Origin of the sequence: Streptomyces sp. C (assembly GCF_000158895.1) — a bacterium.
Classification (GTDB): Bacteria; Actinomycetota; Actinomycetes; order Streptomycetales; family Streptomycetaceae; genus Streptomyces; species Streptomyces racemochromogenes.
On record NZ_GG657750.1, the window covers coordinates 3,711,902 to 3,724,760 of the forward strand.

The following is a 12,859-nucleotide window of genomic DNA, read 5'->3' on the forward strand; positions in this document are numbered from 1 at the left end:
CCCACCGCACACTGCGGCACATGGAGCCCTTGAAGGTAGTGGCACGACTGTGGGAGCGGATCGAGGCACGCGACTGGGACGGCGTGGCCGGGCTCGTCGCCGAGGACGCCGTCATCGAATGGCCGGTCAGCGGCGAGCGGATCGTCGGCAGAGCCAACTTCGTCGCCGTGCTCCGTGACGAGGAGGACGACACCGGCGGGCGGTCCATCGGCTCCGTCGAGGTCCTGCGCATCCTCGCCGACGGGGACCTCGTCGTCACCGAGGTGGAGATACCCGAGGACCACGTCCTCTACCGGGCCGTATCACTGTGGACGGTGCACGGTGGACGGGTCGTCGGCGCACGGGAGTACTGGACAAGCCCTGGACAGGACCCTGCGCCCCGCTGGAGAGCCGTTTACGTCGAACCCCTGGTGGCAGACTGAGCCGTGTGCTCACGCAACTCGCCGCGGCGACCGGCGTCCTGGCCCTGCTGACCCTCGTACCCGGCCCCGACATGGCCATCGTGACCCGGCGGGCCGTCTCCCGGGGGCGGGCCGACGGGCTGCGCACCGTGGGCGGGATCGCCGTCGGGCTCCTGCTGTGGGGCGCCCTGACGGCGGCCGGGCTCGCGGCGCTGCTCGCCGCCTCGGCCGAGGTGTTCCTGGTGGTGAAGCTCGCGGGGGCGGCGTACCTCTGCCTCCTCGGCGCGCAGGCCCTGCGCCGCCCCGGTGCCGGGACCGCCCTGGACGGGACCGCCGGTGACACGGCGGACCGCCCCGCGCCCGGCCGCGGCGGCAGCGCCTGGCGCACCGGCCTGGTCGCCAACGCCCTCAACCCGAAGATCGCCGTGTTCTACACCGGCCTGCTGCCCACCCTCGCGCCGCCGGGACTGCGCCCGGCGGCGGGGATGGCGCTCCTCGTCCTGGTCCACGTCCTGCTGACGCTGGCCTGGCTGAGCACGTACGTCTACGTCCTGTCGCGCGCCCGGCGCTTCTTCACGCGGCCGCGCGTCCGCCGGACGATGGACCGGGTGACGGGCGTCGTCCTGATCGGCTTCGGGGTGCGCGTGGCCACGTCCGCGACGTAGCTCCCGGGTAGGGGGCGGGGCCGGACCGCTAGGGTCTGTCGTCAAACTCCCGTCGTCGCCCGGAGGGCGGCCCCGCGGCGTCTGGTGCGTGCTCTCGGCGTGCCGGGCGGAAGCCCGCGTACTGGACGTACTTGGCTTTCGCCCGGTGCGGCGAGAGCGCGTGCCAGGCGTCGCGGGGCAGACGGGAGTTTGACGACAGACCCTAGGGGAGGAGGCGGTCGAGCTCCTCGGTGACGGCGGCCCGTATCCCGTCGTGGCGGGGCGCGAGCGCGTGGCGTTCGCCGCGCCAGCACTCCTCGTCCTCGTAGAGCCAGACCGGCATCCGGACGAGGTCCTCGGGCTCCCAGTCGTAGCGCGGCCAGATGTGGGCGTGCAGGTACGGGTCGGTGTTGCCGAGGATCTCGATGTTCACCCGGCGGAAGGCCGGGTCGAGCCGCGCGCAGGCCCGCTCGACGGCCTCGGCGAGCCGTTCCAGGTCGGTGAGGTAGGCGATCCGGCGCGCCGGGGGCAGGTCCGAGAGCCGGGTCACGGCGGGGTCGTCGGTCAGCAGCACCGAGTACCCGGGCAGGAACTGCCGGTCCCCGATGGCCGCGAATCCGGAGTCGAGGCGGCGCAGGACGGTGGGGTTCAGCCCCCGGTGCGCGCTGCCGATGCGGTCGTGTCGCCAGTCGATCCCGTTCATCCCCGGACCCTAACGGAGGTGCCGTGGCGGGCTGTTCGCGGATGTCGGGCGGCGCGCTCCGAGGCCCGGCCGGTGCTCGTGGACCGGTGGAGGACCGCTGCCGGCTGGCTCTCAGGTAGCGGTGGTCATACCTGAGAGCTACCTGTGAAGCCCGCTCCGCAGCGTGACGCCGACGAGGGGTGCCGATTCCTAACTTCGTTACCAGAGCGGGCGCCTGCCCGCCGGATCGAAGGACAGGAAGAGGAATCCGAGATGAGCGCTGGCAGCCGCCTCCGCCGCACCCTGCTGGCCGGCCTCGTCGCCGCGGCCGTCGTGCTCCCCGTCTCCGCCGCCGCGTCCCCCCGGATCCCGGCGCCGGCCCCGGAGGCCGTCTCCGAGTCGGCCTCCCTGGAGAGCCGGTACGCGGCCTCCCTCGCGGGCATCGGCGGTGCGGCCCGTGCGGCCGAGGAGTCGGGCCACGCCGGACGGGCCGCGCGGCTGTGGGCCATGGCCGGGACCGGAGCCCGGTTCCTCGCCTTCGACGGCCGCGGCCAGGGCCGCGCCGTGGAGGTGTTCGGCGACCTGGGCGGCGCGGACCGGATCGCGGTCCTGGTGCCGGGCTCGGACACGAACCTGGACACCTACCAGCGCTTCCGGGAGGGCGCCCGCTCCCTCCAGCAGCGGCTCCAGGCCGAGCAGCCGCGCTCCGCGGTGGTCGCCTGGCTCGGCTACGACACCCCGGGCACGGTCAGCACCACCGTCCTGACCGCCGACCGCGCCGACCGGGCCGCGGCCGAACTCGGCCCGTTCCTCTCCGGGTTGCGGAAGCTCGCCCCGGACGGCGCCCGGATCTCCCTGCTCTGCCACTCGTACGGCTCGGTGGTCTGCGGCCGGACCAGGACCGGCCCGGAGGTCACCGACATGGCCCTGTACGGCAGCCCCGGTACGGGAGCGGCCACCGCGGGGGCGCTGCCGACCACCGCCCGGGTATGGGCCGGCCGGGGCTCCGGGGACTGGATCGGCAAGGTTCCCCATGTCCGGTTCGGCGGGGTCGGGTTCGGTACCGATCCCGTGGATCCCGCCTTCGGCGCCCGCGCCTTCGCGGCCGGCTCCGCCGGGCACAGCGACTACCTCAAGCCCGGTACCGAGTCCCTCGGCAGCCTGGCGCGCATCATCCTCGGAGCGGAGGCCCCCCATGCGTAGCCTGCTCGCCCGCTGGTCGGCACTGGCCGACCGCGTCGACGGGGCGACCCCGGCGGACCGGGACCGGTCGGTGGACGCCCTGCGGGCCCTCGCGATCCTCGGAGTGGTGCTCGGGCACTGGCTGGTGACGTCGCTGACCAGTACGGACGGCGGCCTGCGCGGGGTGAGTCCGCTGGCCCACATGCCCTGGCTGGCCCCGGTGTCCTGGGTGCTCCAGACGCTGGCCGTGTTCTTCCTGGTCGGCGGGCACGTCGCGGCCCAGGGGTACGCGTCGGCGCGGGCGCGCGGGGTCGCGTACGGGAGCTGGGTCCGGTTGCGGCTGGGGCGGCTGTTCCGCCCGGTGGCGGCGGTGCTCGTGCTGTGGGCGGTCGTGGCGGGCGGACTGCTGCTGGGCGGCGCCGAGCTGGACACCGTCCGGACCCTGCTCCGGCTGGTGTGGTCGCCGCTGTGGTTCCTGCTGGTGTTCGCTGCGCTGACCGCCGCCACCCCGCTGGTGGTCCGGCTGAACCCGCTGTGGCCCGCGCTCGTGGTGGCCGCGGTCGATGTGTGGCGGTTCGGCCTGGGCGGGCCCGAGTGGATCGGCTGGGTGAACGTCGCCGCGGGCTGGCTCGTCCCCTACACCCTCGGGGCCGCGTGGGCGCGGGGGGCGCTCGTCCGGCGCCGTCCGGCCCTGCTCCTGCTGGGCGGGGGCGCGGCCGGTGCGGCCGTACTGGTCCTGTGGGGCGGGTACCCGGCGTCGATGGTGGGGGTGCCGGGGGCGGCCGTGTCCAACCTGAACCCGCCGACGCTGGCCGCCGTCGCCTTCGGGCTGGCCCAGTGCGGGCTGGCGCTGCTGGCGCGCGGGCCTCTGGCGCGGGCCATGCGCCGGCCCCGCACCTGGGCGAAGGTGGCCCTGATGAACCTGTCCGCGATGACGGTGTTCCTCTGGCACCAGACCGCGATGATGTCCGTCACCGCTCTGGGGCTGCTGGTCTCCCGCGACCTGCCCGGGCTGCACACCGTGCCCGGTACGGCGGGCTGGATAGCCGCCCGGCTGCTGTGGCTGCCGGTGTTCGCGGCCGCCCTGGCCGTCTGCTGGGCCGCCTTCCACGCCTACGAGCGGGCCCCCCGGCCGCGGAAGGCCACCGGGACCCCGCGCGCCCGGCGTCCGGGATCCATGAGGGAGATCTCCCATGCCTAGGGTGGACGACGTGAACGACCAGAGAGAGACCGTTGCCGAGGGCCCCGCCGGCCAGGACGTCCCCGCCGCGCGCGGTGTGGCCCGGCAGCTGTTCAGCCTCGGGCGGGATCCGCTGCCGCCGATGAAGCGGCCCCGCTGGCTGAACCGGCTGCCGCACGCCCTGGTGGTGTACCTCGCGGTCCTCTTCGGCTTCCTGACGTTCACGCAGATCCAGGACCACTACCACGTGCGCGATCCGGGCGTCATCGTGCTGTGCCTCTTCACCGGCTTCTCCATCGTGGCCGCGATGTTCCGGCCGGTCGCCGCCTGGTGGCTCGGCATGGTGACCCACGGCTTCATCAGCGCCGTGATCCACGACCACGTGGGGTGGGGCCAGACCTGGCCGTGGACGCCGATCGGGCTCTTCGCGTTCGCGCCGCTGGTCCTGCTGGTGGCCCTGCGCGTGCCGCCCAAGGTGACGGCCGCGGTCGTCGCCGTCCCCGTGGCCTGCACCGGGATCGCCGAGATGCTCTCCAAGCCGGAGCACAGCCAGAGCAGCGCGGTCAGCGCGCTCCTCGTCCTCGGCTTCGCGGGCCTCCTCGGGTACGCGCTGCGGGCGACGCGGCTGGCCCGCGGCCAGCTCGTCGTGCAGGAGACGCTGACGGAGGAGGAGCGGGCACGGCGGACGCTCCTGGAGGAGCGCAGCCGCATCGCCCGTGAGCTGCACGACGTCGTCGCGCACCACATGTCGGTGATCTCCATCCAGGCCCAGGTGGCCCCGCACCTGGTGGAGAACCCCTCCCCGGAACTGAAGGAGAACCTCGCCGGCATCCGGCAGAACGCCCTGGAGGCCCTCACCGAACTGCGGCGCGTCCTGGGCGTGCTGCGCTCCGAGCACGCCGACGATCCGGCGAACCCGCACCACCCCCAGCCCACCCTCGCCGAGCTGGGCGCGCTCGTGGACAACGTGCGCGCGGCCGGACTGGACGTCACCACCGAGACGGCGGGCATACGGCGGCCGCTGACCCCGGGCGTGGAGCTGACCGCCTACCGGATCGTGCAGGAGGCACTGAGCAACTGTCTGCGCCACGCCCCCGGTTCACGTGTGGAGGTCGGCATCGCCTACGGGCCGCGCGAACTGCACCTGTGCGTGGCGAACTCGGCGCCGACCCGGCCGGCCCCGCCGTCGCCCGGTGCGGGGCACGGGCTGCTCGGGATGCGGGAGCGGGCGGGCATGCTGGGCGGGGAGCTGGCGGCCGGCCCGCGCCCTGACGGGGGGTACGAGGTGAGCGCCGTGCTCCCCATGGATCCGCCCGGCGGTTCCGTCTCCGAGAAGAAGAAGGACGTATGAGCACTCCGATCAGGGTGATGATCGCCGACGACCAGATGATGGTGCGGCAGGGTTTCACCGTCCTGCTGAACGCCGAGCCTGACATCGAGGTGGTCGGCCAGGCGATAGACGGCGCCGACGCGGTGGCGAAGGCCGGGGAGCTCGTGCCGGACGTGGTCCTGATGGACATCCGCATGCCGGGGATGGGCGGCATCGAGGCCACCTCCGTCATCACGGGCACGCCCGGCTCGGCGGTGAAGGTGCTGGTGCTGACCACCTTCGACCTGGACGAGTACGTGTACGAGGCGCTGCGTGCGGGTGCTTCGGGCTTCCTCCTGAAGGACGCCTCGGCGGACCAGCTGGCCGAGGCCGTGCGGGTGGTCGCGGCCGGCGAGGCCCTGCTGTCGCCGAACATCACGAAGCGTCTGATCACCGAGTTCTCGCGGCTGGGTGCTCCGCGGGCGCCGTCGCGGGCGCGGATCGAGGAGCTGACGGAGCGGGAGACCGAGGTGCTGTCGCTGATCGCCCAGGGCCTGTCGAACGGGGAGATCGCGACGCACCTGGTGGTGGCCGAGCAGACGGTGAAGACCCATGTGGGCCGGATCCTGGTGAAGCTGGGTCTGCGGGACCGGACCCAGGCCGCGGTGTTCGCCTACGAGACGGGTCTGGTCCGTCCGGCGGGCTACTGAGGGCCCCGTGTAGTACCTGAGGGGGACGCCGGGAAATCCCCTTCGGTGGCGACGCGGTCGAGGCAGGCACCCGCCTACGGTTTGGACATGACCGAGACGACCACCGGGGCGACCCCCCGGCCTCCCGAACTGCGGATGGCTTCGGGCCTGCTCCAGAGCCTGCGCGACGAGCTGATCACCGACGCCCTCGCCTACCGGCCGCTCCCGCCGATGCGGACGGACGGGCCGCTGGTGCGCCGGCTCCCCGAGGGCATACGCCCGAAGGCGGCCTACCTGCCGCATGCCGTGGTGGTCGTGACGGCGTTCATCGTGACCATGCTCGCGAGCGCCGACAACCAGTACGGCGGGCCGCCGGTCCAGTTCATGGTGCTGGGGCTGCTGGCGGCGGGTCCGGTGCTGATGACCCTGGTGCGGCCGGCGGGGGCGTTCTGGGTGGTGCTGGCGCTGACCACGGTCCTGTCGGTGTTCTCCGACCGGAACCTGTCCTGGCCGTGGTCGCCGAGCACGTTCGCGGCGACCCTCGCCGTCATGACCTTCGTGGCGATGCGGCTGCGGCCCCGGGCCGCCGCCTGGATGTGGGTCATCACCGTTGCGTACGGCACGGTCCTGCCCATACTGGTCGGCGGTGCGGACGGCGGCGCCGTCGCGCCGATGGCCTTCTTCTCGGCGGTGGCCCTGCTGGTGGTGACGGTCCGCAACACGCGCAGGGAGGCCCGGCGCGAGGTGATCGCCGAGCGGGAGGTGACGGCCGTCGAGCGGGACCGGCGGACGTTGCTGGAGGAGCGGACGACGATCGCGCGGGAGCTGCACGACGTGGTCGCGCACCACATGTCGGTGGTGGCGATCCAGGCCGAGGCGGCCCCGTACCGGGTGAAGAATCCGCCGCCGGAGCTGGAGGCCGCCTTCGCGACCATCCGGGAGAACGCGGTGGCTGCCCTGACGGAGCTGCGGCGGGTGCTGGGTGTGGTGCGGTCCGCGGACTACGAGGCCCCGGAGGCCCCGCAGCCGACGCTGGCCTCCCTGGACGGGCTGCTGGCCAATGTGCGGGAGGCCGGTCTGCGCGTGGACAAGACCGTCACGGGTGCGGTGCGCGAGCTGCCGCAGGGCGTGGAGCTGTCGGCGTACCGGATCATCCAGGAGGCCTTGAGCAACAGCCTGCGGCACGCCCCGGGGGCGCTGGCCGAGGTGGAGGTCTCGTACGTGCTGGGCGGGCTGGGGATACGGGTGGTCAACGGTCCGGCGGACGGGGACGTCCCGCCCTCGCCGGGAGCCGGGCACGGAATCACGGGGATGCGGGAGCGGGTGGCGATGCTGGAGGGGGAGATGACGGCCGGGGAGACCGGTGCGGGCGGGTACGAGGTGGCCGTGTTCATACCGGTGCGCAACCGGCCGCAGCCCGAGGAGGAGCCGGCATGACGATCCGGGTACTGATCGTCGACGACCAGATGATGGTCCGCGAGGGGTTCTCCGTCCTGCTGAACGCGATGGAGGGCATCGAGGTCGTCGGGGAGGCCGTCGACGGCAGGCAGGCCATCGCGCAGGTCGCGGCCCTGGGGCCGGACGTGGTGCTGATGGACATCCGGATGCCGGAGATGAACGGCCTGGAGGCGACGCGGCAGATCGTGGCGGCGGACACGGACGCGAAGGTGCTGGTCCTGACGACCTTCGACCTCGACGAGTACGTGTACCAGGCGCTGCGTGCGGGGGCGTCCGGGTTCCTGCTGAAGGATGCCTCCGCCCGGCAGCTGGCGGAGGGGGTGCGGGTGGTGGCGGCCGGGGAGGCGCTGCTCGCCCCGTCGGTGACGAAGCGGCTGATCTCGGAGTTCTCGAAGCTGTCGGACGTGCAGAGGGCGGCGGACCCTTCGGGGGTGTCGGAGTTGACGGAGCGGGAGACGGAGGTGTTGGTGCTGATCGCGCAGGGCCTGTCCAACGGGGAGATAGCGGACCGGCTGCTGGTGGCGGAGTCGACGATCAAGACGCATGTGAGCCGGATCCTGGTGAAGCTGGGCCTGCGGGACCGCACCCAGGCCGCGGTGTACGCCTACGAGACACGACTGGTGACGCCTGCTTAGGGGAGGCACCGCCTAGGGGGTGTCCGCAAAGTCTCGCCTGCCCCGCGACGCCCGGCACGCGCTCTCGCCGCACCGGACGAAAGCCCAAGTACGTCCAGTACGCGGGCTTCCGCCCGGCACGCCGAGAGCACGCACCGGACGCCGCGGGGCCCGCCCTCCGGGCGGACGGCGCCACTTTGCGGACACCCCCTAGGGTGCTGGGATGCGCTTTGATCCTTGGGATGCCGCGTTCGTAGCCGATCCGTACCCCGCCTACCGGGAGTTGAGGGGGCAGGGGAGGGCGGTGTGGTGCGAGGCGACGGGGCAGTGGCTGGTGCCGCACTACGCCGATGTGAGCGCGCTGCTGCGGGATCGGCGGCTGGGGCGGACCTACCTGCACCGCTTCAGCCACGAGGAGTTCGGGCGCACGGCTCCGCCGCCGGAGCACGAGCCGTTCCACGTGCTGAACGGGAACGGCCTGCTGGACCTGGAGGATCCCGCGCACGCCCGGGTGCGGCGGCTGGTGTCCAAGGCGTTCACCCCGCGCATGGTGGAGCGGCTCGCGCCGTCGGTCGAGCGGCTGGCGCGGGAGCTGGCGGGCGGGCTGCGGGCCGTCGGTGGCGGGGACCTGCTCACCGCCGTGGCCGAGCCACTGCCGGTGGCGGTGATCGCGGAGCTGCTCGGGGTCCCGGAGGGGGACCGGGGGCTGCTGAGGCCCTGGTCGGCGGACATCTGCGGGATGTTCGAGCTGCGGCCGGACGCGGAGACCGCGCGGCGGGCGGTGACGGCGAGCGTGGAGTTCAGCGCGTACCTGCGGGAGCTGATCGCCGAACGCCGCAAGGAGCCCGGCACGGATTTGATCTCCGCGCTGATCGCCGCCCACGATGAGGAGGGCCGGCTCAGCGAGCAGGAGATGATCTCGACCTGCGTCCTCCTGCTGAACGCCGGGCACGAGGCGACCGTGAACACCACGGTGAACGGCTGGTGGGCCCTGTTCCGCAATCCCGGTCAGCTCGCCGGCCTGCGCGCGCACCCCGGTCCGGCGCGTGCGGAAAAGTTGTCCACAGCTGTGGATGAACTGATGCGCTACGACACACCCCTCCAGATGTTCGAGCGCTGGGTGCTCGACGACATCGAGATCGGGGACACGCTCATCCCCCGCGGGGCCGAGGTGGCACTGCTCTTCGGGTCCGCGAACAGGGACCCCGCGCGCTTCGAGGACCCTGACGTGCTCGACCTCGGACGGGCCGACAACCCGCACCTGACCTTCGGGGCCGGCATCCACTACTGCCTGGGCGCGCCCCTGGCCCGGCTGGAGCTGGCCGCCTCGTTCGGGGCGCTGCTCGACGCGGACGGCCCGCCGATGCGGCTGGTGAGGGAGCCGCGGTGGCAGGAGGGCTATGTGATCCGGGGGCTGCGGGAGCTCCTGGTGGAGTTCTAGGCGGGCAGCGGGCGGTCCGGGGGCGGGGGCTCCGGCGGCCGGGGCTCCGGCGGCGGGGGCTCCGGGGCGGCCGGAGGGCCGCGAAGAGACGGCCGCCCGCCCCCGCGGACCCCCGGCCCCCCAGGACGCCTCACCTCGGCAGAGTCAGCGCCCAGGCCGCCCGTCGCACCGTCCACGTGCGCCGCCGCACCGGGCCGGCCAGGGCGTGGTCCGCGCGGTAACGGAAGTCCTCCCCGGACGCCCCGACCACCGCGGACACCGTGACCGCCTCCGCGCGGCCCCTCAGCGGCGGCGCGCCCGACAGCCGCACCACCACTTCCGCCGGTCCCGCGCCGCCCCCGGCGGTCCGTACGGCCACGTCCTCCACCGGACGGTCCCCGTCGGCGACCACGACCCCGTCGACCTCCACCCGCAGCCGGTGCGCCGGCCACACGGGCGGCGCCGGGCTCGGCAGCAGCGTCCGCAGCAGCGAGCGGTAGCCCCCGCCGCGTCGCACGGCCGACACCGGAGGGCTGATCCGCAAGCCGCCCAGCACCACCCCGCCGCCGTCGTCCACCAGCAGGTCCCGCGGCCGCGCCGGCCCGTCCAGCGCCGTCCTCGCCGCCAGCACCGCCGACAGCGGCACCCCCAGCGACCGGGCCAGCGCCAGCGACCCCGCGGGCCCCACCGGGATCAGCGACACCACCCGCTCGCCCGGCTCCCGCTCCCGGTGCAGCAGCCCCACGGCCCGCACCAGCGCCCGGTCGTCCCCCACGACCACCGGCCGCCGATGGCCGCGGCGGGCGAGGGCCCGCGCAAATTCCTCCTGCGAATCCGGGAGGCAGATTTTCGCCGCCGCTCCCGCTGACAACACATCCTTCGCGATTCGCACGGACTCGCCGTCAAGACGGCGGGCGACCGGGTCGACGAGCACGAGCAGGCCGCCTACCGGCGCGCCCGCATGGCTCATGGCGGGCTCTGGAGCCGACACCTCGGTCCTTCCTCGGGTAGCATCTTTGTGCAAGAGGCCCTTGCGCTATTGCGCCAGGGCCTTCGTCTATTCCGGGGCACCGGTCCGACGGCTCAGCCTGCGGTGTACATCGTCGTACGCCCCCTGACCTTGGACATGCCCCATCCGGAAGAGGTGTACGCCTGTGCCCGCTCTTGTGCTGCTCGGAGCTCAGTGGGGTGACGAGGGCAAGGGAAAGGCCACCGACCTGCTCGGTGGATCCGTTGACTATGTGGTGCGCTACCAGGGCGGCAACAACGCCGGCCACACGGTCGTCGTAGGCGACCAGAAGTACGCGCTCCACCTTCTCCCTTCCGGCATCCTCTCCCCCGGATGCACCCCGGTCATCGGCAACGGTGTCGTCGTCGACCCGGCCGTCCTGCTCTCCGAGCTGCGCGGTCTGAACGAGCGCGGCATCGACACCTCCAAGCTGCTCATCAGCGGCAACGCGCACCTGATCACGCCGTACAACGTCACCCTCGACAAGGTCGGCGAGCGCTTCCTCGGCAAGCGCAAGATCGGCACGACCGGCCGCGGCATCGGCCCGACCTACGCGGACAAGATCAACCGCATCGGCATCCGCGTCCAGGACCTCTACGACGAGTCGATCCTCACCCAGAAGGTCGAAGCGGCCCTGGAGGGCAAGAACCAGCTCCTCGCGAAGCTGTACAACCGCCGCGCCATCGAGGCCTCCGCGATCGTCGAGGAGATGCTCCAGTACGCGGAGCAGATCAAGCCGTACGTCGCCGACACCACCCTGATCCTCAACAACGCGCTGGACGAGGACAAGGTCGTGCTCTTCGAGGGCGGCCAGGGCACCCTGCTCGACGTCGACCACGGCACGTACCCCTTCGTCACCTCCTCGAACCCGACCGCCGGCGGCGCCTGCACCGGCACCGGCGTCGGCCCGACGAAGATCAGCCGCGTCATCGGCATCCTCAAGGCCTACACGACCCGCGTCGGCGCGGGCCCGTTCCCGACCGAGCTGTTCGACGAGGACGGCGAGGCGCTGCGCCGCATCGGCGGCGAGCGCGGCGTGACCACCGGCCGCGACCGCCGCTGCGGCTGGTTCGACGCCCCGATCGCCCGCTACGCCACCCGCGTGAACGGCCTGACGGACTTCTTCCTCACCAAGCTGGACGTGCTGACCGGCTGGGAGGAGATCCCGGTCTGCGTCGCGTACGAGATCGACGGCAAGCGCGTCGAGGAGCTGCCCTACTCGCAGACCGACTTCCACCACGCGAAGCCGATCTACGAAACCCTCCCGGGCTGGTCCGAGGACATCACCAAGGCCAAGACCTTCGCCGACCTGCCGAAGAACGCGCAGAACTACGTGAAGGCGCTGGAGGAGATGTCGGGCGCCCCGATCTCCGCGATCGGCGTCGGCCCCGGCCGCACCGAGACGATCGAGATCAACTCGTTCCTCTAGGCACAGCCGCCCGAAGGGGCGGGGAGCGCACCGCGCCCCCCGCCCCTTCGGCGTTTTCCGCAGACCCGCGCGAACACGTACCGCACCCGGTGGATCACGTTCGGTACAGTCGGGGCACCGTCACCCAGGGCTGGGGATTCCAGATGCACGACCTCCGCGCGCCGGCGCTCCCGGCCACCCGAGGCGAGGCGCTCGACGCCGACGCCTACGCCGAAGAGCTGCGGGTCCGCCGCGCGTCGGTCCGCAACGGCGAGTCCTGGCAGCTGGAGCGGCTCCAGCACTTCGAGGAGACCGGAAACCCCACCCGGGACGCGCTGCGCCGCGGCGACTGGCGGGAGGTGCTCCGGCTGATCGAGGCGGAACGCACCACGGCGCGCCGGGCCGCCGACGACGAGAGCCGCAACGGCTCCGCCTTCCGTCGGCTGCGGGTGGTGGAGGAGCCGCTGTCCCCGTACATGCGCTGGCAGCTGCACTGGCTCCACATGCGCGCCGAGGCCGGGCACCAGACGCGGGTGCTGTCCGCCGAGGAGTTCTCCTTCGCCGAGGCGGCCGGCGGCGGCAGGCTCCCCGAGATCGTGATCGTCGACGGCCAGGTCCTGTACGAGGTCCTCCACACCCCCGCCGGAGTCCACACGGGCAGCCGCCGGTACGAGGACCCGGCGATCGTCCGGCCCTGGGAGGTGTACGTGAAGCGGGCCTACGCGATGGCCGAGGACCTGCGGAACTACTTCACCCACTCCGTCGCGCACCTGCCGCCGCCCCCGGCGACCTGAAAAAATCTCCTCCGGGCCTGTCACATCCGCGCCCTCCCCCGGGTCAGTGCTGTGAAGACACCGACCGAA

Annotated in this window: 13 protein-coding genes; 11 read left to right on the forward strand and 2 right to left on the reverse strand. The window is 73.0% G+C overall.

Going from position 1 to position 12,859, the window contains the following annotated elements; translation table 11 throughout:
• Window positions 1–20: 20 nt before the first annotated feature.
• Together SSNG_RS16515 and SSNG_RS16520 are read left to right on the forward strand one after the other, a co-directional pair.
• Window positions 21–422 carry a nuclear transport factor 2 family protein gene (locus SSNG_RS16515; RefSeq protein ID WP_042801157.1) on the forward strand — a complete coding sequence of 134 codons (402 nt, stop codon included), beginning with the start codon at window positions 21–23 and terminating at the stop codon, window positions 420–422.
• Between the two features lie 5 nt (window positions 423–427).
• Window positions 428–1,066, forward strand: a complete 639-nt coding sequence (locus SSNG_RS16520) for a LysE family translocator (protein ID WP_042801159.1) — start codon at window positions 428–430, stop codon at window positions 1,064–1,066.
• A 202-nt stretch (window positions 1,067–1,268) separates the two neighbouring features.
• Here SSNG_RS16520 and SSNG_RS16525 read toward each other — a convergent pair whose 3' ends face one another.
• Entirely contained in the window at window positions 1,269–1,748 is a 480-nt protein-coding gene (locus tag SSNG_RS16525) for a diadenosine tetraphosphate hydrolase (RefSeq protein ID WP_042801162.1), read from the reverse strand.
• A 252-nt stretch (window positions 1,749–2,000) separates the two neighbouring features.
• Between SSNG_RS16525 and SSNG_RS39770 the strand changes: the two genes are divergently transcribed.
• The 7 genes from SSNG_RS39770 to SSNG_RS16555 all read left to right on the forward strand — a co-directional run bounded on the left by SSNG_RS39770 (window position 2,001) and on the right by SSNG_RS16555 (window position 9,600).
• The gene (locus SSNG_RS39770; protein ID WP_128636990.1) at window positions 2,001–2,930 is read left to right on the forward strand and encodes an alpha/beta hydrolase; all 930 of its coding nucleotides are present in this window, start codon (window positions 2,001–2,003) and stop codon (window positions 2,928–2,930) included.
• Complete coding sequence (locus SSNG_RS16530; RefSeq protein WP_007265001.1) at window positions 2,923–4,110, forward strand: acyltransferase; 1,188 nt, start codon at window positions 2,923–2,925, stop codon at window positions 4,108–4,110. The genes SSNG_RS39770 and SSNG_RS16530 overlap by 8 nt, the downstream gene beginning before the upstream one ends.
• Window positions 4,111–4,120: 10 nt before the next feature.
• Complete coding sequence (locus SSNG_RS16535) at window positions 4,121–5,440, forward strand: sensor histidine kinase (RefSeq protein ID WP_241695067.1); 1,320 nt, start codon at window positions 4,121–4,123, stop codon at window positions 5,438–5,440.
• The gene (locus SSNG_RS16540; RefSeq protein ID WP_007265003.1) at window positions 5,437–6,108 is read left to right on the forward strand and encodes a response regulator transcription factor; all 672 of its coding nucleotides are present in this window, start codon (window positions 5,437–5,439) and stop codon (window positions 6,106–6,108) included. Before SSNG_RS16535 ends, SSNG_RS16540 begins: the two co-directional genes overlap by 4 nt.
• Window positions 6,109–6,195: 87 nt before the next feature.
• Window positions 6,196–7,524: a histidine kinase gene (locus SSNG_RS16545; RefSeq protein WP_042801164.1), complete on the forward strand. Its 1,329-nt coding sequence runs from the start codon at window positions 6,196–6,198 to the stop codon at window positions 7,522–7,524.
• A complete protein-coding gene (locus tag SSNG_RS16550) occupies window positions 7,521–8,180 on the forward strand; it encodes a response regulator transcription factor (protein WP_007265005.1) in 660 nt (219 codons plus the stop codon). The genes SSNG_RS16545 and SSNG_RS16550 overlap by 4 nt, the downstream gene beginning before the upstream one ends.
• A 202-nt stretch (window positions 8,181–8,382) precedes the next feature.
• Window positions 8,383–9,600: a cytochrome P450 gene (locus SSNG_RS16555; protein ID WP_007265006.1), complete on the forward strand. Its 1,218-nt coding sequence runs from the start codon at window positions 8,383–8,385 to the stop codon at window positions 9,598–9,600.
• Between the two features lie 130 nt (window positions 9,601–9,730).
• On the opposite strand, the gene SSNG_RS16560 is transcribed toward SSNG_RS16555, so the two are convergent.
• A complete protein-coding gene (locus tag SSNG_RS16560; RefSeq protein WP_042801166.1) occupies window positions 9,731–10,549 on the reverse strand; it encodes a hypothetical protein in 819 nt (272 codons plus the stop codon).
• Between the two features lie 184 nt (window positions 10,550–10,733).
• Between SSNG_RS16560 and SSNG_RS16565 the strand changes: the two genes are divergently transcribed.
• The gene (locus SSNG_RS16565) at window positions 10,734–12,017 is read left to right on the forward strand and encodes an adenylosuccinate synthase (RefSeq protein WP_007265008.1); all 1,284 of its coding nucleotides are present in this window, start codon (window positions 10,734–10,736) and stop codon (window positions 12,015–12,017) included.
• Window positions 12,018–12,160: 143 nt separating this feature from the next.
• On the forward strand, window positions 12,161–12,790 hold the full coding sequence (locus SSNG_RS16570; RefSeq protein WP_007265009.1) for a DUF6879 family protein: 630 nt from the start codon (window positions 12,161–12,163) through the stop codon (window positions 12,788–12,790).
• The last annotated feature ends 69 nt before the right edge of the window (window positions 12,791–12,859 follow it).